The 23774-nt window shown below is 59.4% G+C and carries 23 protein-coding genes; 15 read left to right on the forward strand and 8 right to left on the reverse strand.

The features are described from left to right. Positions 1-40: 40 nt before the first annotated feature. Together C1896_17325 and C1896_17330 are read right to left on the reverse strand one after the other, a co-directional pair. Positions 41-532 carry an acetolactate synthase small subunit gene (locus C1896_17325; protein ID AZZ46515.1) on the reverse strand — a complete coding sequence of 164 codons (492 nt, stop codon included), beginning with the start codon at positions 530-532 and terminating at the stop codon, positions 41-43. A gap of 2 nt (positions 533-534) precedes the next feature. After that, a complete protein-coding gene (locus C1896_17330) occupies positions 535-2259 on the reverse strand; it encodes an acetolactate synthase 3 large subunit (protein AZZ47716.1) in 1725 nt (574 codons plus the stop codon). 403 nt (positions 2260-2662) lie between these two features. Here C1896_17330 and C1896_17335 point away from each other — a divergent pair, with 403 nt between their 5' ends. Continuing rightward, complete coding sequence (locus C1896_17335; protein ID AZZ46516.1) at positions 2663-3094, forward strand: DUF4124 domain-containing protein; 432 nt, start codon at positions 2663-2665, stop codon at positions 3092-3094. Positions 3095-3131: 37 nt separating this feature from the next. Here C1896_17335 and C1896_17340 read toward each other — a convergent pair whose 3' ends face one another. The 3 genes from C1896_17340 to mrcB are packed head-to-tail and all read right to left on the reverse strand — an operon-like array spanning position 3132 to position 6544. Beyond that, positions 3132-3464: a pseudouridine synthase gene (locus C1896_17340; GenBank protein ID AZZ46517.1), complete on the reverse strand. Its 333-nt coding sequence runs from the start codon at positions 3462-3464 to the stop codon at positions 3132-3134. Next, positions 3464-4177 carry a hypothetical protein gene (locus C1896_17345; protein ID AZZ47717.1) on the reverse strand — a complete coding sequence of 238 codons (714 nt, stop codon included), beginning with the start codon at positions 4175-4177 and terminating at the stop codon, positions 3464-3466. Before C1896_17345 ends, C1896_17340 begins: the two co-directional genes overlap by 1 nt. Before the next feature lie 54 nt (positions 4178-4231). Next, positions 4232-6544: a penicillin-binding protein 1B gene (gene mrcB, locus C1896_17350; GenBank protein ID AZZ46518.1), complete on the reverse strand. Its 2313-nt coding sequence runs from the start codon at positions 6542-6544 to the stop codon at positions 4232-4234. A gap of 155 nt (positions 6545-6699) precedes the next feature. On the opposite strand from mrcB, the gene C1896_17355 reads away from it, so the two are divergent. From C1896_17355 to C1896_17370, 4 genes are all read left to right on the forward strand, one after another. Beyond that, positions 6700-8262 carry a hypothetical protein gene (locus C1896_17355; protein AZZ46519.1) on the forward strand — a complete coding sequence of 521 codons (1563 nt, stop codon included), beginning with the start codon at positions 6700-6702 and terminating at the stop codon, positions 8260-8262. A gap of 152 nt (positions 8263-8414) precedes the next feature. Further along, positions 8415-9167, forward strand: a complete 753-nt coding sequence (locus tag C1896_17360) for a class I SAM-dependent methyltransferase (GenBank protein ID AZZ46520.1) — start codon at positions 8415-8417, stop codon at positions 9165-9167. Between the two features lie 8 nt (positions 9168-9175). Next, entirely contained in the window at positions 9176-9448 is a 273-nt protein-coding gene (locus tag C1896_17365) for a competence protein TfoX (GenBank protein ID AZZ46521.1), read from the forward strand. 105 nt (positions 9449-9553) lie between these two features. Further along, positions 9554-10357, forward strand: coding sequence for a cAMP-binding protein (locus C1896_17370; protein AZZ46522.1), 804 nt, complete (start codon positions 9554-9556; stop codon positions 10355-10357). 227 nt (positions 10358-10584) lie between these two features. On the opposite strand, the gene C1896_17375 is transcribed toward C1896_17370, so the two are convergent. From C1896_17375 to C1896_17385, 3 genes are read right to left on the reverse strand one after another with little or no spacing between them, the layout of a single operon-like run. Continuing rightward, positions 10585-11472, reverse strand: coding sequence for an iron(III) ABC transporter (locus C1896_17375; protein ID AZZ46523.1), 888 nt, complete (start codon positions 11470-11472; stop codon positions 10585-10587). 10 nt (positions 11473-11482) lie between these two features. Beyond that, positions 11483-12250, reverse strand: coding sequence for a heme ABC transporter ATP-binding protein (locus C1896_17380; protein ID AZZ46524.1), 768 nt, complete (start codon positions 12248-12250; stop codon positions 11483-11485). Further along, entirely contained in the window at positions 12250-13287 is a 1038-nt protein-coding gene (locus C1896_17385) for an ABC transporter permease (protein ID AZZ46525.1), read from the reverse strand. Before C1896_17385 ends, C1896_17380 begins: the two co-directional genes overlap by 1 nt. A 131-nt stretch (positions 13288-13418) precedes the next feature. On the opposite strand from C1896_17385, the gene C1896_17390 reads away from it, so the two are divergent. From C1896_17390 to purH, 10 genes are all read left to right on the forward strand, one after another. Then, positions 13419-13742: a Rieske (2Fe-2S) protein gene (locus C1896_17390; GenBank protein ID AZZ46526.1), complete on the forward strand. Its 324-nt coding sequence runs from the start codon at positions 13419-13421 to the stop codon at positions 13740-13742. Between the two features lie 71 nt (positions 13743-13813). Next, positions 13814-15595, forward strand: coding sequence for a protein-disulfide reductase DsbD (locus C1896_17395; GenBank protein AZZ47718.1), 1782 nt, complete (start codon positions 13814-13816; stop codon positions 15593-15595). Between the two features lie 152 nt (positions 15596-15747). Beyond that, positions 15748-16191 carry a type II 3-dehydroquinate dehydratase gene (gene aroQ, locus C1896_17400; GenBank protein ID AZZ46527.1) on the forward strand — a complete coding sequence of 148 codons (444 nt, stop codon included), beginning with the start codon at positions 15748-15750 and terminating at the stop codon, positions 16189-16191. Positions 16192-16271: 80 nt separating this feature from the next. Next, positions 16272-16730, forward strand: a complete 459-nt coding sequence (locus tag C1896_17405) for an acetyl-CoA carboxylase biotin carboxyl carrier protein (protein AZZ46528.1) — start codon at positions 16272-16274, stop codon at positions 16728-16730. Between the two features lie 17 nt (positions 16731-16747). Next, positions 16748-18097, forward strand: a complete 1350-nt coding sequence (accC, locus tag C1896_17410) for an acetyl-CoA carboxylase biotin carboxylase subunit (protein ID AZZ46529.1) — start codon at positions 16748-16750, stop codon at positions 18095-18097. 144 nt (positions 18098-18241) lie between these two features. Next, a complete protein-coding gene (locus C1896_17415) occupies positions 18242-19123 on the forward strand; it encodes a 50S ribosomal protein L11 methyltransferase (GenBank protein AZZ46530.1) in 882 nt (293 codons plus the stop codon). Between the two features lie 96 nt (positions 19124-19219). Continuing rightward, positions 19220-20494 carry a DUF3426 domain-containing protein gene (locus C1896_17420; protein AZZ46531.1) on the forward strand — a complete coding sequence of 425 codons (1275 nt, stop codon included), beginning with the start codon at positions 19220-19222 and terminating at the stop codon, positions 20492-20494. Positions 20495-20693: 199 nt separating this feature from the next. After that, positions 20694-21707 carry a tRNA dihydrouridine synthase DusB gene (locus C1896_17425; protein AZZ46532.1) on the forward strand — a complete coding sequence of 338 codons (1014 nt, stop codon included), beginning with the start codon at positions 20694-20696 and terminating at the stop codon, positions 21705-21707. Then, positions 21704-22024 carry a DNA-binding transcriptional regulator Fis gene (locus C1896_17430; GenBank protein ID AZZ46533.1) on the forward strand — a complete coding sequence of 107 codons (321 nt, stop codon included), beginning with the start codon at positions 21704-21706 and terminating at the stop codon, positions 22022-22024. Before C1896_17425 ends, C1896_17430 begins: the two co-directional genes overlap by 4 nt. Positions 22025-22107: 83 nt before the next feature. Next, positions 22108-23712 (forward strand): bifunctional phosphoribosylaminoimidazolecarboxamide formyltransferase/inosine monophosphate cyclohydrolase, encoded by a 1605-nt coding sequence (purH, locus tag C1896_17435; protein ID AZZ46534.1) that lies wholly within the window; start codon positions 22108-22110, stop codon positions 23710-23712. Positions 23713-23774 lie beyond the last annotated feature (62 nt).

The raw sequence follows: 23774 nt of genomic DNA on the forward strand, positions 1-23774 counted from the left end.
ACCCCTGTTGCTGGCCGGTCGGGCCATTCGATAAGTCGTATTAGATGCTCAGCACTTTGTCGCCGCGAGATATACCCGTGACACCGCTGCGCACCACTTCCAGAATCGATGTCGTACCGATGGCCTGGATGAAACTGTCCAGCTTGTCGGTCGTACCGGCCAGCTGGATGGTATAGACGTTGGAGGTCACGTCGACGATCTGCCCACGAAAGATGTCGGTCGTACGCTTGACTTCGGCACGCTGCGCTCCGGTTGCCTTCACCTTGATCAACATGAGCTCGCGCTCGATGTGAGCGCTCTCGGATAGGTCGACCAGCTTGACGACCTCGACCAACTTGTTGAGGTTCTTGGTGATCTGCTCGATCACTTCCTCGTGACCCGCCGTCGTCAGCGTTAGCCGGGACAGCGTTGGGTCTTCGGTTGGTGCTACGGTCAGGCTTTCGATGTTGTAGTTGCGCTGCGAGAACAGTCCGACCACACGAGACAATGCACCTGGTTCGTTTTCCATCAGCAGAGAAATGATGTGTCTCATGATCAGGTCCGCTCCGTCTTGCTGAGCCACATATCGCGCATGGCGCCGTCTTTGATCTGCATCGGGTAGACGTGCTCGCTGGTATCGACCGCAATGTCCAAGAAGACCAAACGGTCTTTCAGGGCAAAGGCCTCTTCCATTTTTGGCTTTAGATCCTTCAGCTCAGTGATGCGCATCCCAACATGCCCATACGCCTCGACCAGCTTAACGAAGTCAGGCAGCGACTCCATGTAGGAGTGCGAGTAGCGGCTGTTGTACTGCATGTCCTGCCATTGGCGAACCATGCCCAACGCACCGTTGTTGAGATTGATGATCTTCACAGGAAGGTCGTATTGCAGGCAGGTCGACAGCTCCTGAATGTTCATCTGAATGCTGCCTTCACCCGTTACACAGGCGACATCGGCTTCAGGAAAATTCAGCTTTGCGCCCATCGCAGCTGGAAATCCGAAGCCCATGGTTCCAAGGCCACCGGAGTTCAGCCAGCGGTTCGGCTTGTCGAACTTGTAGTACTGGCAGGCAAACATCTGGTGCTGACCCACGTCCGACGCCACGTAAGCGTCGCCCTTGGTTACGTCACACAGAGTTTCGATAACCGCCTGAGGCTTGATGATAGTGCCGTCGCCCTTGTCGTAGGGAAACAGGCCACGGCTGCCGCGCCACTCCTCGATCTGCTTCCACCAACTGGCGACAGTCTCGGCGTTTGGTGTCTGGCCGATCTCCTTGACGATAGCGACCATCTCGGTGAGCACGCTATCGACCGGGCCGACGATCGGAATGTCCGCTTTGATGGTCTTTGAGATGGAAGCTGGATCAATGTCGATGTGAATAATTTTGGCGTTCGGGCAGAACTTGGTCGCGCCGTTGATCACGCGATCGTCGAAGCGTGCACCCACGGCCAGGATCACATCGGAATGGTGCATCGCCAGGTTTGCCGTGTAGCTACCGTGCATACCCAGCATGCCGACGAACTGACGGTCGCTGCCTGGATAGCAGCCCAACCCCATGAGTGTGTTGGTGACCGGAAGATTGAGCATCTTGGCCAGCTCAGTGAGCTGCGAAGATGCGCCACCCATGATCACGCCGCCCCCGGCATAGATGATCGGTCGCTTGGCCGCCAGCAGGAGCTCGGCCGCCTTACGAATCTGCCCGGAATGTCCACGCACCGCCGGGCTGTATGAACGCAGCTTGGCTTTTTTCGGATAGACGTATTCGAACTTCTCGGCCGGGTTGGTCATGTCCTTAGGGATGTCGACAACGACAGGACCGGGACGGCCGGACTGAGCCAGGTAGAACGCTTTCTTCATCACATCGGGAATTTCCGAAGGATGCTTGATCATGAAACTGTGCTTAACGATGGGGCGGGAAATACCGATCATGTCGGTTTCCTGGAAGGCATCGGTGCCAACCATATTGCTGGCAACCTGCCCTGATATAACCACCATCGGGATCGAGTCCATATAGGCAGTTGCAATGCCGGTGATGGCATTGGTCGCGCCTGGACCAGAGGTAACCAGTACTACCCCGGCCTTACCAGTGGCACGCGCATACCCATCGGCCATGTGAGTGGCAGCCTGCTCATGACGAACAAGGATATGCGTGACTTCCTTTTCCTTGAACAGCGCATCATAGATGTGCAGCAAGGCGCCGCCGGGATAACCGTAGATGTACTTAACGCCTTCGTCGCGCAAAAAGCGGACGACCATTTCAGCGCCGGATAAAAGTTCCACGTTGTTCACCTCTAGAACGCCAGATAGCCGCTCCGCGTCGGACCGGCCAGAATTAGGTTTACTGCCAAGCAGTGCATGAGCGACGGTGGTCGCCGACTACGTCAGCTACTGTCAAAGCGAGTATTAGGGAAGCCCCAAAGTGTTGCGGGGCGCCCCTCCCAGCGCGAGGTAACGCGTTGCGGGTGTTGCAGGTCGGCGCGGGTATGCACCTCATGATTGAGCGAAGGGCTCGCTTGCGGCGGCCCCTCAGAACAGCAAGCATGGAATTGTTCGGATTAGGCTTGGCCAAGTCAAGTCTGCTGTTGCCCTTCGGCTGTATTCAGCTGTGATCCAGCGCAGAATGAAGCCCCCTATCTTTTGCGTATAGTACCGGCTTGGTTTTGCATCCACTGAAGGGAAAAGCATGCGTTTGACCATTCTCGCAGGCGGCCTGCTGCTTGCATTGAGCAGCAGCATCATGGCCGGCCAGGTTTACAAGTGGGTCGACGCTGAAGGCGTTACACATTTTGGAGCACAGCCGCCCCAAGGCCAGCCGGCCGAAACGCTCAATACGGCCGTCGCCCCGCCAAAGCCAGCCGTGACCGAAAGCGCCACGCTGGAACAATCAGGCGAGTCTGAACAGCGCGACATTGATCGCAAGGTGAAGCAACAGGTTGCAGAGCAGGAGGCCGAGCGGCAGCGATATTGCACTACGCTGCGCACCAACCTAGCGCAACTGCAGAACAATCCGCGCGTGCGTGTAGAAGAAGAAGGTGGCAATCGGCGCCTGAACGAAGAGGAGCGCCAGGCGCGCATTGGCGAAACAAAACAGAAAATTGCCGACAACTGCAACTGACCACAGCAATCAACGCCTGCCTATCAGCGGGCGTTGGTTAGCCTTCGCCCCCACTGATCAACCGATCGAAAGTTTCAAGCGCCTCAAACAACCCGACCACGCGCTGCGGCTGATCTTGATAAACCATTTCGGCCATCGCCAGAATCCCCGACACAGCCGGAAGCGGCTGGCCTTGCTCCAGAATGTGTTTCATGCGGGGCAGAAAAATCCACTGCAACCACTGATCGAACGCCAGTGTATCGACGCAGAACGGCTCCTGACTGGCGAGCGCCTCAGGCGCAGGCGGCGACGACGCCCAAACCCCAAGCACCCGAAGCTCGCGCTCGATCAGTAGCAACTGGTCAGCCAACGCAGGCACCCGATTGTCCATCACATCGAGACCTTGGCCCGCTCGCGTGCCTGAGCAGCGCCAGCAGCATTTCCCTGACGCTCACGTGCCTGGGCAATCAGCTCCCAGAGACTGGCCTGCAGGGCTGGCCTGTCGCTCGCATAACTCAGCCCGCGCCGAGAAAGCTGTTCAGCCTGAACGGCATCCCCTTGCGCCAGGCGTACCTGAGCCAGACGATAGAGCACCTGAGGTTCGCGCGGGGCGATTCGCTGAGCACGCTCGAGACTGGACGCAGCTCCGTTGAGGTCACCTCCGCCCTGTTGTTGCTGCGCAGTGGTGAGCAGTGCCAGCACCGGCCCATCAAGCTGCTCGTCTGCTGACAAGGTCCCACTGCTTGACGGGATTCCGCTGGGCATTGGCTGTCGCTGGACCGGGGCGGGCATCGGCGCGGACTGAGCGGGCGGCGTCCACTGGCCAGTCCCGCCTGCAGGCGGTTGCGCAGAGCCTCCAGAGAAGGCGCCATCAGGTGCACCAAAAGTTTGCAACGGCTCGGAGCTTTGCTGCGGCACCATGACCATCACGCCCGAGTCCGCAGGGACAGATTGCGCGGTAGCCGCAGGTGCATTAGCCCGGCGGTTGGGCTGACGTGCAGAAGCCTCCTCCGATACCGGCGCCCCCGAATCAACGACGGGTATTGCGCCGCGCTTGACCGAGGCGCAGCCCGGCAGTAGCACCGCCGCCACCAATACGATCATCCATTGCTTGTTCACAGTTCAAACCTCTTGATAAACCAACCGGCCAGCCGCCACCTATGGCAACCAGCCACGAACCCAATCCATGACCGATTCAGCCGGGGCCTGCATACCGCAACCCGGCCCCGGTGCAGGCTCGCTGCCGCGGATGTAGGGCATCTCTACGGCGCCCGGGCAGTTTTCCAACGTCCCCTCGCCGGTTTGTGCATCGACCCAGGCCATGGACACGTTATCCGGTACGGGCATTTGCAGGGGCAGTGGATCGGCACGACGCATGAAATCAGCCCACACCTGCAACGCACCTGTGGCGCCGGTCAACGAGGTCTTGCCGTTGTCGTCGCGCCCCAACCAGACTACCGCGAGCAAATCCTGACTGAAGCCCGCAAACCAGCTGTCACGCGAATCATTGGTAGTGCCAGTCTTGCCTGCCAGCGCCAGCGATTTCGGGACCTGATTGTAGACAGAACGCCCTGTGCCTTCGAGCATCGTTCGTTGCATGGCGTATTGCGTCAGGTAGATAGCACCTGGATCGAATCGCTGTTCAATCTTGAACGGATAGCGACTAAGGGGTTCGCCATCGGCCGCGACGACACTGCGAATGGCCCGCAACGGGGTGTTGAAGCCGCCGTTGGCTATCGTCTGGTAAACCCCGGCCACTTCGATCGGGCGCAATCCGCCCGCGCCCAGCAGCATCGATGGATAAGCCGGCCAGTCGGGCGACGCGCCCAGGCGCGCCAGCGTATTGAGCACATGCGGCACGCCTAAATCCAAGCCAAGCCGCGCGGTCGATAGGTTGTAGGAGTTGGCCAGGGCCTGATAGAGATAGACCGTGCCATGAGCGGTACGCCCGTAATTCTGTGGTTTCCACACCTTGCCATCGGTTCCTTTGACCGAGAACGGCTCGTCCTCCAGCAGGCTAGTCAGGGTGTATTGACTGGGCTTCTCCAGCGCAGCGAGATAGATCGCCGGCTTGATCAGCGAGCCAATCGGACGCGATGCATCCAGCGCCCGATTGAAGCCGGCAAAGCCTGGATGGCGGCTACCCAGCATGGCCTGCAGCTCGCCGGTTTCCGGGTTGGTGACCAGCATCGCGCCTTCAACGCCCTCGGCTGCCTTGCCCAGACGCTTAAGCGTATCCGTCATGGCCTTTTCAGCCTTGGACTGAATGATCGGATCAAAGCTGGTGAAAACCCTCAGTCCCTCCTCGGTAAGGTCCTCGTCGCGATAGTCCTCTCGCAATTGCCGCTTAACCAGGTCAAGAAATGCCGGGTATGAGCTGTCAGCCAGGCTGCCACGCTGCGTCACGCCAAGCGGCGCTTGCCGCGCTTGGGCAGCTTCCTCCGGGCTGATTACCTGCTGCTCAGCCAACAGATCAATGATCAGATTACGCCGCTCCAAGGCACGCTCAGGATGGCGGCGAGGATTGTAGTAAGTCGGCCCCTTGACCATGCCGACCAACAGGGCCACATGTTGGAGCTTGAGCTCTGCCAGTGGCCTTCCAAAAAAATACTGGCTTGCCAAACCGAAACCGTGAATGGCGCGACGACCATCCTGACCAAGAAAAACCTCGTTCAGATAGGCTTCGAGGATCTCTGGCTTGTCATAGTGAAGCTCAAGCAGCACCGCCATCATGGCTTCGGTAGCCTTACGACTCAGGCTGCGCTCGTTGGTGAGATAGAAGTTCTTCACCAGCTGCTGTGTCAGAGTGCTGCCGCCCTGGCGAACCTCCCCAGCAGTAAGGTTTACCCAGACGGCACGCGCAATGGATTTAGGCGACACGCCTAAATGATCGAAGAACTCCCTGTCTTCGACAGCAACCAGTGTTTCAACCAGATATGGCGGCACTTGATCAAGCTTGATCAAAATGCGGTCTTCGTTGTGCGCAGGATATAGCCCGCCCACGACCAGTGGCTCGAGACGTACTACCGGCAGCTCGCCACCGTCCATGTACGCAAGCCCTGCGACGAAGTCTCCAGAAAAACGCACACGGATCCGCTGGGACTCTTCCGCACCCTCATAGAAGCGGAAACCTCGAGTATGCATTTCGACCGCATTGCTGGCGACCGACACGGTTCCCGGTCCACTCACCGATTTCTCTCGGCGATAGCCCAACGCATCGACCTCTTTGAGAAAGTCATCCTTGTCGAGCTTTTGCCCAACGAACAATTCCAGCGGCCTGGCATAAACCGTCGCCGGGATCGTCCAGCGCTTGCCGGAAAATTTCTCCTGCACCACCGCGTCGAGATATACCGCGACGCCAGCCAGCAGTACCAGCGCGACGATGGAGAGTTTGATAATCCAGCCTAGCCAGGGGCGCGAAGCACCGGAACGGCGTTTGGAACGGGAGCGAGACGAGCGTGATTTAGTCATGGCGGCGCATTATACGCACTTTGATTTGCGCCGAAGACGGCCTCTTGGCGGTTTGCACGCTTACCGAGGATGGACATAATGGAGCGTTTTTTGACTGTGTGAACTGGCTCCCGAAGCGCTCACACGCCCGTCCAACAAACCTACAAGGAGTGACCGTGAGCCAAGCACTGATTGCTGCACTGCAGAATCCGGCCCTGTACCCCCACCCGGTCGACGGCTTTAAAGTCATCGAGACCCATATTTCCTGGGTCATCCTTACTGGCGCGTACGCCTACAAGATGAAGAAGCCGGTTGACTTCGGCTTCCTCGACTTCACTAACCTCGCGGCACGCAAGCACTATTGCGAGGAAGAGCTGCGCCTGAACCAGCGTATGGCGCCGGATGTGTATCTCCAGGTTCTGCCTGTCACTGGCGGCGTCGAACAACCGGAAATCGGGGGGAATGGCGAACCCATCGAATACCTGTTGCAAATGCGTGAGTTCCCACAAACGCAGCTGATGGCGGAGGTACAGGCACGGGGTGAGCTGACGGACAATCACATTGATGCCCTCGCCGAGCAAATCGCCGGGTTCCACCTGAGCATTCCGCAGGTGGCTGCAGATCATGCGCTGAACAGCGCCGAAGGGATCGTCGCGCCGATGCGGCAGAACTTCGAGCAGATTCGCCCTTTGCTCACCGAGCAAGCAGACCTGCAGCAACTCGATGCCCTGCTGGACTGGACCGAAACCAGCATCACCCGCTTGCAGCCATTGCTCGAACAACGCAGCGAACAAGGCTTCATTCGTGAATGCCACGGCGATCTGCATTTGGGCAATGCCGCCATCATTAAAAACGAGGTGGTGCTGTTCGACTGCATCGAATTCAACGAGCCATTTCGCCTGATCGACATCGCTTCCGACGCAGCCTTCCTGGCGATGGACCTAGAAGATCGAGGGTTGAAGTGTCAGGCACGGCGCTTTATCAACGGCTGGCTGGAACGCACTGGCGACTACGCCGCGCTGCAACTGCTCAACCTCTATAAGGCTTACCGAGCGCTTGTTCGGGCGAAGGTCAGCCTATTTCGGCTGCACCAGGAAGAGGACGCCGTGCAGCGCCGGATCGTCCTGCGCCAGTATCGTAGTTACGCCAATCTGGCCGAAAGCTACAGCGCTATCCCCTCCCGCTTCCTTGCCATCACTCACGGCGTATCGGCGGTTGGCAAGAGCCAGGTTGCGCTGCGCCTGGTAGAGGCTCTGGGCGCTATCCGTATACGTTCGGATGTCGAACGCAAACGGCTCTACGGTCAGCAACCAGAGACCCTGGCGTCTGAGGTAAATGCCGGCATCTACAATACCGAGGCTGGCGATGCCACCTATCAGCGTTTGCACTCGCTAGCCGAGACCGCGCTTAGCGCCGGCTTCTCGGTGGTCATTGATGCGACCTACCTGAAGCATCAGTATCGTCAAGCGGCCTGGCAAGTTGCAGAATCTACCGGCGTACCCTTTATGATCCTGAGCTGCGAGGCGCCCGACGCCGTCATCGAACAGTGGCTCACCCAGCGCCAGGCCGAGGGCGGCGATCCGTCCGATGCCACGATGGCTGTGATCAAGGCTCAACAGTCATCTCGCGAACCGCTGAGCGAGAGTGAGCAGTTGCTTAACCGGCAGATCAATACACCCGAAGCGGGGAGCCTTGACGCGTTGGTTAGCGCAATTCGGCAGCGCCTGCCGGGTCTCTGACACCCGGGAGGACAACGCTCCCTGTACGGAAAAGCACCATCCAGGCACCGCTGAAGGCAGAACCCAGCGGTGCTTCTATACTGAACATGTCTGTCAGCGGAAGTCGGCCATGTCTCACTGTGTTCTGCCATTGGTATCGCTGGACCGTTGTCATGGGTGATAGCGTCCAGCTCTTTTCAATTCGTTCTGACGACTACGCACAGTTCCGCCCCACGTATCCGAGCAGCCTGTTCAATTGGCTCGCCGAACAGTGCTCGGTGCCCAGCTGCGCACTCGACGTTGCGTCTGGCACTGGCCAGGCTACACGGGGATTGATCGACCACTTCGACCGAGTTGTGGCGTGCGATGCCAGCCCTGGCCAACTGACCGGCAGTACCGACTGGCGATCTGCGGAGCGATTCGCTGCGCAAGCTGAGCAGTTGCCGCTGCGCGATAGCGTGGCCGACTTGATTGTGGTCGCACAGGCATTGCACTGGTTCGCTACGCCAGCCTTCTTTGACGAAGCGAAGCGAGTGCTGTCAGCAGATGGGCTGTTCTGCGCGTGGTGCTACAGCTTGCTTCGTATCGAACCGCCGCTGGATGCCATGATCGAGCAGCTGCATGGCGAAACCCTGAGCGGCTACTGGCCACCAGGACGCGCCAGCGTCGATGCGGGCTATCGAGATATCCAAGCACCATTCACAACCTTCCAACCTCCAGAATTTGCCCTCGAAGCCCACTGGAACCTGCCACAGCTGCTTGGCTACCTGCGCACTTGGTCGGCGGTGAAGCAGTGGCAGCAGACCCATGGCCAAGATCCGGTCACTTCACTCGAATCTGAGTTCAAGCGTCTATGGGGAAATCCGGAACACCAGCGCCGGGTTCGCTGGCCGCTTCATTTCCTCGCCGGCTACCCAGGCCGATAGGAGCAATCATGCACGACGAACTGTTGACCTTGAGAAATCTTGGCAAGACATCCGCGCAATGGCTGCACGCCTCGGGCATCCACACGGCCGATGACCTGCGTCGACTCGGCGCGGTCAGTGCCTACCAGGCGGTTAAGTCACGGGGATTCAGCGCCTCGAGAGTGTTGCTCTATGCCATCGAAGGGGCGTTGCGAGACATTAATTGGAAGGAACTGCCGGACACCCTGAAAACCGAGCTGAACCAGCACCTGGCCCGCTGTGATTACCGAGACAAGAGCTAGCTCACAATGCCCGCTCGGCGCGATTTACTCTCGTCAAGCGCGGCCTTATGGTGAGCACGCGCATCGCTCCACCTCTGTGAGCCCGCTTGTCCAAGGATTGCCGACATGTATCTACTCGGGGAACAACCGGCCTATGCCGATCAACTGATCAACCGTTTGCAGGGGATCCCCGCGCAACTGCTTGAAGGGCTCACCCCTTCTGCACCACCTATCGAGATCAAGGGTTCCGACGACCTGGCGGTAGACCTACCCGAGCAGCACCTATTCGTCATCGAGAGCGGCCTGTTGCATGCACTGGTCGATGAAAGACCATTGTTCTACATGCAGGAAGGCGACCTGCTCGGACTACGCCAAGGAATCGAACTGCCGCTGTGTCGTTATCGCAGCGATGAATCGATTCGTCTGGTTCCCTATGCACGTAGTGCGGTGTTTCGCCATATTCATGCGGATCAGCGGCGGCAGGAGCTCTTCACCCAGTACCTGATTGGGCAGACAGCGCTGTTGTCAGATGCGTTAGCGCGACTCAAGCAACCCGAGATACACCCAACCACAGGGTTTCAGCATTTCGCCGCGGGCGAGGAATTGATTAGACAGGGCGATGATGCGGACAACGTGTTCATCATCATCGAAGGCCATGCCGACGCGCTTGTTGACGGACAGAAAGTCGGCGACGTACAGCGCGATGAGATCTTTGGGGCAATGGCCGTATTCACCCAAGAGAAGCGCAGCGCGACCGTCGTCGCCACTGTCGCCTGCACCGTTATGCTTATCCCCAAGGACCAATTTCTCAGCCTGATGCAGAGCAACCCCAAGATTGCGCACAGCCTGATCGAAAGCATGGCCAGGCGCATCGATCTGCTGAACAAAGAGGTTACGCAGCTGCGTATGCCCCTCACCGCCAGCGCGTAGATCCCATTACCTTGGTAGAAAATTTTATTTGAGTTCGGCTGTTGACTAACGAATGAGAATTGTTATTATTAGCACCACTGGTCGCGAGATCAGCCGGTAAGCTGAAAGGACGGGCAGTCGGCCTTTCAGGTTATCTCCTCATCAGGCTAATCACGGTTTTGACCCGGCTCTTGCCGGGTCTTTTTTTGCCCGCGAAACTACTAGCTCCGCTGAAGCTTTATTCCCAGCTACTCGGTTGCCTTACGAAGTTCGACGCAATGATCCTGCTGCGGCTGAGCCGGGGTAAACCAGACGAAATCGGCCTGATCGGCGGACACCCTGTCTCCCACGTCTGCGAACATCATTACTCGCGTCGCGGGGTTGCCACTGCGACTCGAGAGATGCAAAGGCACGCCGAGATCACGCCGGACATGAAAAGCACCTGCCACTAGCATTGCCGGCTTCGGCGCGGCATCCAGCTGCTCAGCCATTCGCAAGTCGCGTTGCTGCTGGACTGCCAGCATGGCGGGTAGCTGCTTCTCTGGCAGCAGGTCGCAGTGGGACGTTCGAATCTGTGCGAGCAAGACCCCCTGCACGTTCTTGTCAGCGGCCGCACCGGTGAGCGTTGGTATACGGCGGTAGACACGCATGATTTCCTCACGGTCGAGATTGGCCGATAGCAAAGGATAGGGATGAGCTAACGCATGCTTGACCAGCGGGGCGTACAACCGCCATTCCCAACCTTTTTGCCAGTCCAGCGCAGCAGGCAGGTCAGCTGGCCACAGCCCACGGTCAACCAGTGCTTGCACCTTAGCGACCTTGTCCTGCTGATCCGGGTTGAGCATTTCCAGCAGCAGACTGCCCTGCGCTCGGCGCTGTGCTAATGCCTGGAGAAGCCAAAGCTGGAGCGCATGGTGGTCCGGGTTGTCATGGCGCTCCCCCACCAATACCTGATCGACCTTGGCTAGCTCGTCGAGCAATCGTCTCGGCGAAATCTGTTCGCCGCTTCGCAGATCGACGATCCGCCCCAGGTCGGGATGCTCGAGGCCCTCTGGGCTTTGCCAGGCTGGCAAGGCTGGTACTGACTGACAAGCGGCGGTGAGCAGGATCACGAACAGGGGCAATAGCAATCGCATACATCAATCCTCAGCGAGCAATAACGAGCGGGTGGTCTCTTTCCGGGTGGCGCTGGATCAGCACATCGAGGCCGAACACCGACTTCAGTGGCTCAGACTGCAACACCTGTTCGGGCGTACCGCTCAGATGTACACGTCCGTCAGCCAGCAGCACCAGACGATCGCAGTAGCGTGCTGCAAGGTTGAGATCATGCAGGATGACCAGGACCGCGCCGCCCAGCCTGGCGAACTGGCGGATCGCGTGCAGGATGCTGTGCTGATGCAATGGATCGAGCATGGCAGTAGGCTCGTCGAGCAACAATACTTGCCCGGTACGCCCGGGCCATAGCTGCGCAAGCACCCGGGCTAGGTGCACGCGCTGCTGTTCGCCTCCCGACAGCGACAGGTAACTGCGTTGGGCCAGATGCTGCGCATCTGCAGCACCCAGTGCAGCCGAGACGATAGCCCGGTCGGCTTCGAGACCGCTTTCATGTGGCAACCGACCTAGGCCGACCACTTCGTCGACGCGAAAACCGAAACTCAAGCTTGAACTTTGCGGCAGAACCGCTAGACAGCGTGCGCGCTCCGGACCACTCCAGCCGTGCAGCGGCTTCTGATGCAACAGCACCTCGCCAACACCTACTGGCAGCTCGCCACTCAACGCGGCCAGCAGGGTGCTCTTCCCTGCTCCGTTTGGTCCCAGCACCCCTAAGACTTCACCTGCATCCAAAGCCACGTTTACGTCAGCGAGGATGACGGAAGCGCCTCGTCGGACTGAGCCTCCGCGAATACTGAGCATCACTGTGGCTGCCGCAATAACAGGTAAAGAAAGAAAGGCGCGCCCAGCAATGCAGTGACGATACCGATCGGCAACTCGGCAGGTGCCAGCAGAAGCCGGGCAAGGAGATCGGCGAGCAGCAACAGACTCCCCCCAGCCAACGCCGAAGCCGGTAACAGTAACCGGTGGTCGGGCCCGATCATCAGCCGCACCAAATGTGGAACCACCAGCCCAACGAAGCCGATCATGCCCGCCGCCGCTACAGCAGCGCCGACACTGAGCGCTGTGCAAAACACCAGTTCGCGCTTGAGTCGTTCCACGTCAAAGCCCAGATGACGTGCCTCCGATTCGCCCAGCAGCAGCGCATTCAGTGCCCGCGCACGGCGAGGCAACCAGAGCGTCACCGCCACAGTCACCAGCAATAGCGGCCAGAGCCGTGCATAGCTCGCCCCGTTGAGGCTGCCGAGATTCCAGAAGGTCAACGTACGCAACGCTTTGTCATCCGCTACGTAGGTGAAGAGCCCGATCACCGCTCCAGCAAGAGCGGTCAGTGCAATGCCAGCGAGCAGCATCGTCGCGACATGGGTGCGCCCGTCCCGACGACCGAGCCGATAAACCAGCCAGGTGACACCCAGGCCACCGAGGAACGCACTGATTGACAGCAGATAAGGCTCCAGCAGCGGGGAGATTCCGCCAACGAGCTCACCACCAACGATGGTGGCGGCGGCGCCTAGTGCGGCACCACTGGAAACACCGACCAGCCCCGGGTCAGCTAATGGATTGCGAAATAACCCCTGCATGGCAACGCCGGACAATGCCAATACCGTCCCAACACTCAAACCGAGCAAGGCGCGTGGCAAGCGTATCTGTCCGAGGATCAGAGCGGCATGGTCAGCGCCCTCGCCCGCAATCGATAAGCCAAACAGTTGCAGCAAGGCTTTTAATGTATCGCCCAGCGGTAGAGTGACCGGCCCAAGCGACAGCGACAACCAGAACGCGATCAGCCACACGAGTCCCAGCGAAATAAACAGCGGGCGTGCGGATAGCACTGGGCTCATCAAAAGTTTCGCCAGTTGAAATTTGAGCAGAAGAATAAAAGCCAGCCACCGGCTCCGCCAGCGCTATCAGCCGTTAGCCAACCCAGCGACTGCTGATTGAGTGATAATTCTCTCGAAATAAGGAGGTCCGGATGATTCGACTGTGTGATGCCTCTGAGGTGACGGAGGGCCAGAGCAAGGGTTTCGAGCGAGAAGGGCAGCGCCTGCTGGCAATACGCAAGGAGGGCACACTCTACGTTTATCAGAATCGTTGCCCACATCGCGGAATCCCTCTGGAATGGTTGCCGGACCAGTTCCTCGACAGCAGCGGCAGCCTGATCCAGTGCGCCACCCACGGCGCCCTGTTTCTCATCGATAGTGGCGAGTGCGTAGCCGGCCCCTGTGCAGGACAGGCATTGCGAGCGCTGCCATGCATCGAGCAGGACGGCACCATCTGGTTACAGAACGTGCGCTAGTGCGACGTTGCGTACGAGCGACGATTGGCCGCGTTGGGTATCATGCGGTCACTGCTTCCTGTGAGATGACCATGCGCCGTTTGCTGAGTCTGCTGCTCCTGTTCTTCGCCCTCCCTGCCGCCGCAGGCCTGTTTGATAGCCGTCCTAGCGTGACGCTTGGAGGCCTGAACAACAGCGCGGACTTCTTGCCGGTACGCGAGGCGTTTCGCCTGAACCTGATCGACGCCTCGCCGGAGCTGGTGAAACTGCGTTTCGTTGCGGCGGAAGGCTATTACCTCTACCGGCACCAGTTCAAATTCAGGACCGATACGCCTGGGGTTGTGATCGCCGAGGCGAATCTTCCAGCCGGCGAGCAGAAGACCGATGACTATTTCGGCGAAGTCGAAGTCTATTACGGCGTGCTCGACGTCGAGCTACCGATTCGCAATCCGCAGAACCAACCCTTTACCTTGCAGGTGACTTACCAAGGTTGCGCAGACAAAGGCTTGTGCTATCCGCCGGAAACCGAATCTCTCGATATTGGTGGCGCGCCGACAGGGCCGCCCAAAGCATCGCCTCCAGACAGTCAGACCGATGCCAGTGCAGGTCTCTCCTGGCGCTCGGTGGCGTTATTCTTTCTCGCGGGTTTGGGGCTGACCTTCACACCATGCGTTTTGCCGATGCTGCCGATTCTGTCCGGGGTCGTGTTGCGCGGACAGATCGGCGGGATGCGCAGCTTTGGCCTATCGCTCGCCTACGTCTTGCCCATGGCGGCCGGCTTCGCCGTGCTCGGGGCGCTCATGGGCATGTTCGGAGCCGAGCTGAATCTGCAGGCACGCCTGCAATCTCCCTGGATCCTAGTGCCGTTCGCGCTATTTTTCGTCGCCTTTGCCCTGGCCATGTTCGGACTGTTCGAGCTGCGCGTCCCGCAGGCCATGGGCTACCGCCTCGAGCGTATTGCGGGTAACGCCAAGGGCGGCTCCTTCGTCGGTGCCGCACTGCTCGGCACTGTCTCCAGCCTGCTGGTTTCGCCATGCGTCTCGGCACCGCTTGCTGGCGCTCTGCTGTATATCAGCGCCAGTGGCGATGCGCTGGGTGGCGGACTCAAACTGTTTGCCCTCGGCCTGGGAATGGGGACACCGCTGATTCTGTTCGCCATTGGCGGCGGCGCCCTGCTCCCCAAGAGCGGACCATGGATGGTCACGGTGCGCAACGTGTTCGGTGTGCTGCTGCTGGCAGTCGCGGTATGGATGCTCGAGCGGGTTTTGCCAGGTCCGCTGGCGCTGGCACTGTGGGGTTTGCTCGCTGCCGGCACGGCATTGTTCCTTGGCACCTTGGAGTTCGGTCTCAAGACCCCCCAACAAAAACTGGCGCAATTACTGGGCTTGGTCCTGCTGGTCTATGCCCTGGCGGCTTGGGTCGGTGCGCTGCAAGGTGGCTCCGATCCGCTTCGCCCATTGCCCCGCTCGACGTCCGCCGTCGGCAACAGTTTGGCCAGCGAAACTGAAGCCTGGCGCACGATAACCACCCCAGATGAACTCGACGCCCAGCTCAAAGCGGCACAAGCAGCCGGCCAGCCGTTGATGCTCGACTGGTACGCCGATTGGTGCATCAGCTGTAAGGTGATAGAGCGCGAAGTGTTCGCCGCCCCTCAAATTGCACCCCGCTTGGAAGACTACCGCCTGGTTCGCTTCGATATTACGGACAGTAACCCGGAACAACGGGCCTTGCTGGATCGCTATAAGCTGTTCGGACCGCCTGCGGTTCTATTCTTCGATCGCGCCGGCAATGAACTGACCGACGTCAGGGTCGTTGGTGAAATCGATGCCAGCCAGTTTGCTGAACGACTGGACCGCGCAGAAGCCTCTCTCTAGACGATTCCCTGCGGCAATCTCCAGTCATAATGTCGGCATTTACGCCGATCAAGACATGACTGGACAGTCAGCCCTTGCTTCGGGCATAGTTTTTCCCCTCACCGACCGACGCGCTCCAAGCGGCTGGTTGGATAGAACAACAAGGAATACTCATGGCGACGTTTCTGGTCCTCCACGGCCCGAATCTGAATATGCTTGGCACTCGCGAACCTGGCGTTTATGGCGCCATAACACTGGCTCAGATCAATCAGGATCTGGAGCAGCGAGCCCGCGACGCCGGCCATCACCTGTTGCACCTACAATCTAATGCCGAGTACGAACTGATCGAGCGCATCCATGCCGCACGCGGTGAAGGCGTGGACTTCATCCTGATCAATCCCGCCGCTTTCACACATACCAGCGTCGCCTTACGTGACGCGCTGCTAGCGGTGAGCATCCCATTCATCGAAGTGCACCTGTCCAACGTGCACAAGCGTGAACCTTTCCGCCATCACTCCTACTTCTCGGATGTCGCGGTAGGGGTGATCTGCGGCCTTGGCGCCAGCGGCTACCGCCTGGCATTGGAGGCCGCCCTGGAACAACTCGCTGCTTCCTGACAGGACCGCGCGCGACACGCGCCCGGCCTCGAAGAAGCGAGCAGCAATGCCCTTTGAACCTACTTGGGAGTCACCGCTTCATGGATATTCGTAAAGTCAAGAAACTGATCGAACTGCTGGAAGAATCCGGTATCGACGAACTGGAAATTCACGAAGGCGAAGAGTCCGTTCGCATCAGCCGTCACAGCAAGCAGGTTGCAATGCAGCAGCCCTACTACGCCCAGGCACCGATGCCAGCACCGGCAGCCGCTCCTGCTGCTGCAGCGCCAGCCGCCGACGCCGCACCGGTGCAGCCGAAGCTAAACGGCACCGTGGTCCGTTCGCCGATGGTAGGCACCTTCTACCGCGCATCGTCGCCGGAATCGGCAAACTTCGTCGAAGTTGGCCAGAGCGTTAAGAAAGGCGACATCCTCTGCATCGTCGAAGCGATGAAAATGATGAACCACATCGAGGCCGAAACCAGCGGCACCATCGAATCCATCCTGGTGGAGAATGGTCAGCCGGTCGAATACGACCAGCCGCTGTTCACCATCGTTTGAACCGCGGAGAACCAGCGATGTTGGAAAAAGTACTAATCGCCAACCGCGGTGAAATTGCCCTGCGGATTCTGCGAGCCTGCAAAGAGCTGGGGATCAAGACCGTTGCAGTTCACTCGACCGCAGACAGAGAGCTGATGCACCTGGCCCTGGCCGACGAGTCCGTCTGCATCGGCCCGGCCCTCGCCACCAACTCCTACCTGCACATCCCCTCGATTATTGCCGCCGCAGAAGTGACCGGCGCCACCGCGATCCATCCCGGCTATGGCTTTCTGGCTGAGAACGCCGACTTTGCCGAGCAGGTGGAGAAATCCGGTTTTGCCTTCGTCGGTCCTAAAGCGGAAACCATTCGCCTGATGGGCGACAAGGTCTCTGCCAAGGAAGCCATGATCAAAGCAGGCGTGCCTGTGGTGCCGGGTTCAGAGGGACCGCTACCGGAAGATGAAACCGAAGCGCTGCGCATCGCACGCGAAGTCGGCTATCCAGTGATCATCAAGGCAGCAGGCGGCGGTGGCGGGCGCGGCATGCGCGTGGTCCACAAGGAAGAAGACCTGATCAAGTCGGCCAAGCTGACCCGTACCGAAGCGGGCGCGGCGTTCGGCAATCCGATGGTCTATCTCGAGAAATTCCTGGGCAATCCGCGCCACGTCGAAGTTCAGGTTCTGTCCGATGGACAGGGCAACGCTGTGCATCTGGGCGACCGCGACTGCTCGCTGCAGCGCCGCCATCAGAAGGTTCTGGAAGAAGCACCTGCCCCCTATATCGACGAAAAAGCACGTGCCGAAGTACTCAAGCGCTGTACCGATGCCTGCGTCGAGATCGGCTACCGCGGCGCCGGTACCTTCGAGTTCCTTTACGAAGACGGTCGCTTCTACTTCATCGAAATGAACACGCGCGTTCAGGTAGAGCATCCGGTAACCGAAATGGTCACTGGCATCGACATCGTCAAGGAGATGCTCAGCATCGCTGCCGGCAACAAATTGTCGATCAAGCAGGAAGACGTGGTCATTCGCGGGCACTCCCTGGAATGTCGGATCAACGCCGAAGATCCCTCGAACTTCCTGCCCAGCCCTGGCAAGGTGAAGCACTTCCACGCGCCTGGCGGCAATGGCGTCCGGGTCGATTCACACCTGTACAGCGGTTATTCGGTGCCACCGAACTACGATTCGCTGATCGGCAAGCTGATCACCTACGGCGCGACACGCGAAGAAGCCATGGCTCGCATGCGCAACGCTCTGGACGAAATCGTTGTCGACGGCATCAAGACCAACATCCCGCTGCACCGGGATCTGGTCCGTGATGACGGCTTCTGCAAAGGCGGCGTGAACATCCATTACCTGGAAAAGAAGCTGGGAATGGACAAGCACTGATCCAGTGCTGACATCGACAAGGGCTGCCGATTGGCAGCCCTTGTCGTTTCTGGCTTCAGCCGGATGGAAGCTGCACGCATGCTCCAGTAATATTTCGACTTTTCCCCGGCCGGCTATCCCGGCCGTTCGCTCCGAGAGGCCCCAATGCCCTGGCTACAACTTCGTCTCGCCATCTCACCGGAACAGGCAGAAGCCCTCGAAGACGCACTATTGGGCGTTGGCGCAGTGTCCGTAACCTTTATGGACGCCGAAGATCAACCAATATTCGAGCCCGATCTCAACACCACTCCGCTGTGGTCGCACACACATTTGCTGGCGCTATTCGAAGGCGATACCGACGAAACCAACCTCCTGGCCCACCTGCAGCTCCTAACGGGCGGCGCGTTGCCCGAGTACCAGCTTGAACGGATCGAGGACCAGGATTGGGAACGCAGCTGGATGGACAGCTTCCACCCAATGCGTTTCGGCAGTCGCCTGTGGATCGTGCCGAGCTGGCATGCTGCTCCAGAGCCGGACGCAGTGAATCTGTTGCTCGATCCCGGCCTGGCCTTTGGCACCGGCACTCACCCGACCACGGCGCTCTGTCTGGAGTGGCTGGACGCGCAGCCGCTAGATGGTTTGGACGTGCTGGATTTCGGCTGTGGCTCCGGCATTTTGGCCATTGCTGCCCTGCTTTTAGGGGCGAAGCAAGCGGTGGGAACCGACATCGACGTACAGGCGCTCGAGGCATCGCGTGACAATGCCGGGCGCAACGGCATCGACCCAGCACGCTTCCCGCTCTATCTGCCCGAGCAGCTTCCCGATGGCCAGGCTGACGTGGTGGTCGCCAACATCCTCGCCGGCCCGCTGGTGGCACTGGCACCGCGCATCATCGAAAGGGTCAAGCCCGGCGGCCGTCTGGCCCTGTCGGGAGTATTGGCCGAGCAGGCTGAAGAGGTCCGTGCCGCCTATGCAGATCAATTCGAGCTTGACGCGACCGCGCACAAGGACGGTTGGGTGCGAATTACCGGCACCCGTCGGCTGTGATTAAAGTCTCTGGCCGAGCACTCAACTCGGCCGTTCTCCACTGCAGCTCACTGGCGTGCATGCGCTAGACTACGGCCATTTAGGCCGGACCAACGCATGACCAGCTTCGTCACCCAGTGCCCCCATTGCCAGACCAGCTTCCGCGTCAGCCGCACCCAGCTCGCCGCTGCCCAGGGTGTGGTGCGGTGCGGTGCGTGCATGGAGCTCTTCAACGCCGCCCGCTACCTGCAAGAAGCTGACACGACTGGCAACATCGACGCGAGCGCAGATGCCACTCGCCTCTCCGCCGCCAGCGACGCGCCAAAAGCGCAAGCGCTGCCAGACAAACCTGTAGATCAAGACGACACGTTTTGGATCCATGACGATCTGGATCTGGACAGCCTTGATCTTGATGAAGAGCTGGCAAAGCTTGAGCGCCAGGAGCTGGAACTGTCCCGCGAATTCCTGGAGCTTGAACCGCAACCTGGTGAACAGCAGCACCGCGAACACACCGACCATTCAATTGATGACGACGAAGCGTGGGCCGAGCAGCTGTTGAGCGCGGAATCAGCGCCCCAAACACGCAACGAGCCGCTCAAGGCGGAGCCAGAACATATCGCCGAGCCCGGCACCGATATCTCGGATATTCACTTCACCCCAGTGAGCACCGAACACCCTGCCCCGCCGAGCCCGCTGGCAAGCACTACTGATCCATTGATCAGCCAGCTCAACTCAGCGGGACGCACCGAGCCACTGCTCGACCGGCCGTTCGATTCCGATGAAAACAGTGCGCAGGCTGCGCTGGCGGGCCGAAACGGAGTCAGCACCGAGCGAGAATACGGCCGTGGTGAGCGACTGTTCGAACTGGACGATGAGCCGTTGCAACTCGATTGGCAGGCGCGCCGGCGCCCCTGGGGCCGCTGGTTGGGTTGGGGCTTATTGAACCTGATCGCCCTGCTTGGGTTAGCAGCGCAGTATGCGGCCTATAACTTCGACGAGCTCGCGAGACAAGATGAGTACCGTCCTTGGCTGGAGAAAATCTGTCCTGCTATTGGCTGCGAGTTGCCGCCCAGAGTCGACATCAGCCAGATCAAGAGCAGCAATCTAGTGGTACGCAGCCACCCGGACTTCGCGGGGGCGCTGGTGGTCGATGCGATCATCTACAACCGCGCACCCTTTGCCCAGCCGTTCCCATTATTGGAAGTGCGCTTCGCCGACATTCAGGGCCAGACACTTGCGCGGCGTACCTTCAAGCCCGGCGAATACCTCTCAGGAGAGCTCGCCGGGCAGCGGGAAATGCCTTCGCAGATTCCTATCCACATTGCGCTGGATATTCTCGACCCGGGCATTACGGCAGTAAATTACAGCCTCGCGTTTCGCTCACCCGATTAACGACCGCACAGCCTGAGACGACAAGTGGCCTTTGCCGCCGCCCTTTTTCGGGGCGGCATGCTACCGCTGGTTATAAGCTCGGAGCTGTTCAGATTTTGTTCAGAACAGCCTTTAACCCGTCATCCGTAGCGGGTATTATGCACACCCTTTTTTGCTGTCCCGATCGACCTAACAAGCAGGCTCCAAGCAGGGAATCTTCATGTCAGCGGTACGCATCGGCCCCTATATCCTTCCGAATCGATTGATCCTTGCGCCCATGGCCGGCGTGACCGATCAGCCGTTCCGCCAGTTATGCCGACGTCTGGGCGCTGGCATGGTGGTGTCGGAAATGGTGACCAGCGATGTGCGCTTGTGGAACAGCCGCAAATCGCGCCTGCGCTTGCTGCACGACGGGGATCCAGAACCGCGCTCAGTGCAGATCGCCGGCGGCGACCCACAAATGCTGGCCGAAGCGGCCGCTCGCAATGTCGAACTGGGCGCGCAGATTATTGACATCAACATGGGTTGCCCAGCCAAGAAAGTGTGCAACAAGGCCGCCGGCTCGGCGTTGATGAAAGATGAAAAGCTGGTCTCGCAAATACTCGAGGCTGTGATCGCTGCGGTTGATGTGCCAGTAACCCTGAAAATTCGTACTGGGTGGGACAGGCAGAACAAGAACGGGCTCTCGGTGGCGAGAATTGCCGAGCAATCCGGGATCGCCGCGCTGGCCGTTCATGGCCGCACGCGTGCCGATCTCTACACAGGTGACGCGGAATACGAGACCGTCGCGGCGATCAAGCAGGCCGTCTCGATACCGGTATTTGCCAATGGCGACATCGATACACCAGAAAAAGCCCGCCAGGTACTCGACACGACGGGTGCGGACGGACTGCTCATTGGCCGGGCCGCGCAGGGTAAGCCGTGGATCTTTCGTGAGATAAACCATTACCTCGCGACAGGCGAGCTGATGGCACCTCCGACGCTGGGAGAGATCGAGGGTATTCTGCTGCAGCATCTCGAGGCACTGCATGCGTTCTACGGCGATGTGATGGGTGTACGTATCGCCCGTAAGCACGTCAGTTGGTACCTGGCAACACTACCCGGCGCGCAGGACTACCGCGGCCGGTTCAACGGTTTGGAAGACAGGGATGCGCAATGCGCCAGCGTTCGGGGATTTTTCGCCGAACGCCGTACACGCCCTGATTCGGGGGAAGGAAAAGGGGTGGCTGCATGACGCTGTTGAACGAAACCTTGTTAACTGGAACAACATCCGTGAGCGACAACGTGAACCTCAAGCAACACCTTAATACGCCGAGCGAAGCAGGTCAGACCTTGCGAGGCAGTGTGGAGAAGGCGTTGCATAACTATTTCGCGCACCTAGAAGGCGCGGACGTTACGGACGTTTACAACCTGGTGCTTTCCGAGGTGGAAGCCCCACTGCTGGAAACCGTGATGAATTACGTCAAGGGCAACCAGACCAAGGCCTCGGAGCTGTTGGGCCTGAACCGTGGCACCCTGCGTAAGAAACTCAAGCAGTACGACCTTCTCTGATTGGCGGTGAGCTCCGATGGAACGGTGCAAGCCGTCTTCCTAAGAGCTATCCGCTTGCAGCCTGTAGCTCTTAGGAAATGTCCATGACCGACCAAAGCACCCGCCTTCCCGTCCGCCGCGCGCTGATCAGCGTGTCCGACAAGACCGGCGTCGTTGATTTTGCCCGCGCACTCGTCACTCTGGGCGTCGAGATCCTGTCCACCGGCGGCACCTTTAAGCTGCTGCGCGACAGCGACATCGCCGCCGTCGAAGTAGCCGACTACACCGGCTTTCCGGAGATGATGGACGGTCGGGTCAAGACGCTGCATCCAAAGATTCACGGGGGCATCCTTGGCCGCCGTGATATGGATAGCGCAGTCATGGCCGAGCATGGCATCAACCCGATCGACCTGGTCGCAGTCAACCTGTATCCCTTCGCAGCTACCGTCGCTAAGCCTGGCTGTACGCTGCCGGACGCCATCGAGAACATCGACATCGGTGGTCCGACCATGGTCCGCAGCGCCGCAAAGAACCATAAGGATGTTGCCATCGTCGTCAACGCCGACGATTACGCACACGTCATCGACAACCTGAAAAACGGCGGCCTGACCTATGCGCAGCGTTTCGACCTGGCGCTCAAGGCCTTCGAACACACGGCCTCCTATGACGGCATGATCGCGAATTACCTGGGGACCGTCGACCAGAGCGCTGAGACGCTGTCGACCGAGGGACGCAGCCTGCTTCCGCGGACGTTCACCACCCAGTTCGTCAAGGCGCAGGACATGCGCTACGGTGAGAACCCACATCAGATTGCGGCTTTCTACGTCGAGACCGCTGACGAAGCCTGCGTTGCCACCGCCCGCCAGCTGCAGGGCAAGGAATTGTCGTTCAACAACGTCGCCGATACCGACGCGGCGCTTGAGTGCGTGAAGAGCTTCGTCAAGCCAGCCTGCGTAATCGTCAAACACGCGAACCCGTGCGGCGTCGCCGTCGTTCCGGATGCTGAGGGCGGCATCCGTCAGGCCTATGAACTGGCTTATGCGACCGACAGCGAGTCGGCATTCGGCGGCATCATTGCCTTCAACCGGGAGCTGGATGGCGAAACGGCAAAAGCCATCGTCGAACGGCAGTTCGTCGAGGTGATCATTGCACCAAGCATATCGGCCGAAGCCCGCCAAGTGGTCGCAAGCAAAGCCAACGTACGCCTGCTCGAATGCGGCCAGTGGCCGGCCGATCGTGCGCCGGGCTGGGACTTCAAGCGCGTCAACGGTGGTCTTTTGGTACAGAGCCGCGACATTGGCATGATCAGCGAAGCCGACCTGAAGGTCGTCACTCAGCGCGCCCCGACCGAACAGGAAATCCACGACCTGATTTTCGCCTGGAAAGTCGCCAAGTTCGTCAAGTCCAATGCCATCGTCTACGCCAAGAATCGGCAGACAGTCGGGGTCGGTGCCGGACAAATGAGCCGGGTCAACTCCGCACGGATCGCAGCGATCAAGGCCGAGCATGCCGGCTTGCAGGTGCCCGGTGCGGTGATGGCCAGCGATGCGTTTTTCCCGTTCCGGGATGGCATCGATAACGCCGCCAAAGCCGGTATTACCGCGGTAATCCAGCCAGGTGGTTCGATGCGCGACGCCGAGGTGATTGCGGCTGCAGACGAAGCCGGCATCGCCATGGTGTTCACCGGCATGCGCCATTTCAGGCACTAAAAGCTCGAAGTTTGAAGCTGGAAGACTGAAGCCTACTGCTTCCTGCTTCCTGCTTCGGCTTC

This window comes from Pseudomonadaceae bacterium SI-3 (assembly GCA_004010935.1).
Taxonomy (GTDB): Bacteria; Pseudomonadota; Gammaproteobacteria; order Pseudomonadales; family Pseudomonadaceae; genus Stutzerimonas.

Bases quoted from the DNA above. Each gene is read 5' to 3' on its own strand.
- C1896_17395 (AZZ47718.1), top strand. From the start codon at position 13,814: ATGCGCCGTTTGCTGAGTCTGCTGCTCCTGTTCTTCGCCCTCCCTGCC.
- C1896_17420 (AZZ46531.1), top strand. From the start codon at position 19,220: ATGACCAGCTTCGTCACCCAGTGCCCCCATTGCCAGACCAGCTTCCGC.
- purH (AZZ46534.1), top strand. From the start codon at position 22,108: ATGACCGACCAAAGCACCCGCCTTCCCGTCCGCCGCGCGCTGATCAGC.
- mrcB (AZZ46518.1), bottom strand. From the start codon at position 6,544: ATGACTAAATCACGCTCGTCTCGCTCCCGTTCCAAACGCCGTTCCGGT.
- aroQ (AZZ46527.1), top strand. From the start codon at position 15,748: ATGGCGACGTTTCTGGTCCTCCACGGCCCGAATCTGAATATGCTTGGC.
- C1896_17370 (AZZ46522.1), top strand. From the start codon at position 9,554: ATGTATCTACTCGGGGAACAACCGGCCTATGCCGATCAACTGATCAAC.
- C1896_17365 (AZZ46521.1), top strand. From the start codon at position 9,176: ATGCACGACGAACTGTTGACCTTGAGAAATCTTGGCAAGACATCCGCG.
- C1896_17340 (AZZ46517.1), bottom strand. From the start codon at position 3,464: ATGGACAATCGGGTGCCTGCGTTGGCTGACCAGTTGCTACTGATCGAG.
- C1896_17425 (AZZ46532.1), top strand. From the start codon at position 20,694: ATGTCAGCGGTACGCATCGGCCCCTATATCCTTCCGAATCGATTGATC.
- accC (AZZ46529.1), top strand. From the start codon at position 16,748: ATGTTGGAAAAAGTACTAATCGCCAACCGCGGTGAAATTGCCCTGCGG.
- C1896_17430 (AZZ46533.1), top strand. From the start codon at position 21,704: ATGACGCTGTTGAACGAAACCTTGTTAACTGGAACAACATCCGTGAGC.
- C1896_17345 (AZZ47717.1), bottom strand. From the start codon at position 4,177: ATGATCGTATTGGTGGCGGCGGTGCTACTGCCGGGCTGCGCCTCGGTC.
- C1896_17375 (AZZ46523.1), bottom strand. From the start codon at position 11,472: ATGCGATTGCTATTGCCCCTGTTCGTGATCCTGCTCACCGCCGCTTGT.
- C1896_17415 (AZZ46530.1), top strand. From the start codon at position 18,242: ATGCCCTGGCTACAACTTCGTCTCGCCATCTCACCGGAACAGGCAGAA.
- C1896_17385 (AZZ46525.1), bottom strand. From the start codon at position 13,287: ATGAGCCCAGTGCTATCCGCACGCCCGCTGTTTATTTCGCTGGGACTC.
- C1896_17335 (AZZ46516.1), top strand. From the start codon at position 2,663: ATGCGTTTGACCATTCTCGCAGGCGGCCTGCTGCTTGCATTGAGCAGC.
- C1896_17390 (AZZ46526.1), top strand. From the start codon at position 13,419: ATGATTCGACTGTGTGATGCCTCTGAGGTGACGGAGGGCCAGAGCAAG.
- C1896_17360 (AZZ46520.1), top strand. From the start codon at position 8,415: ATGGGTGATAGCGTCCAGCTCTTTTCAATTCGTTCTGACGACTACGCA.
- C1896_17325 (AZZ46515.1), bottom strand. From the start codon at position 532: ATGAGACACATCATTTCTCTGCTGATGGAAAACGAACCAGGTGCATTG.
- C1896_17405 (AZZ46528.1), top strand. From the start codon at position 16,272: ATGGATATTCGTAAAGTCAAGAAACTGATCGAACTGCTGGAAGAATCC.
- C1896_17380 (AZZ46524.1), bottom strand. From the start codon at position 12,250: ATGCTCAGTATTCGCGGAGGCTCAGTCCGACGAGGCGCTTCCGTCATC.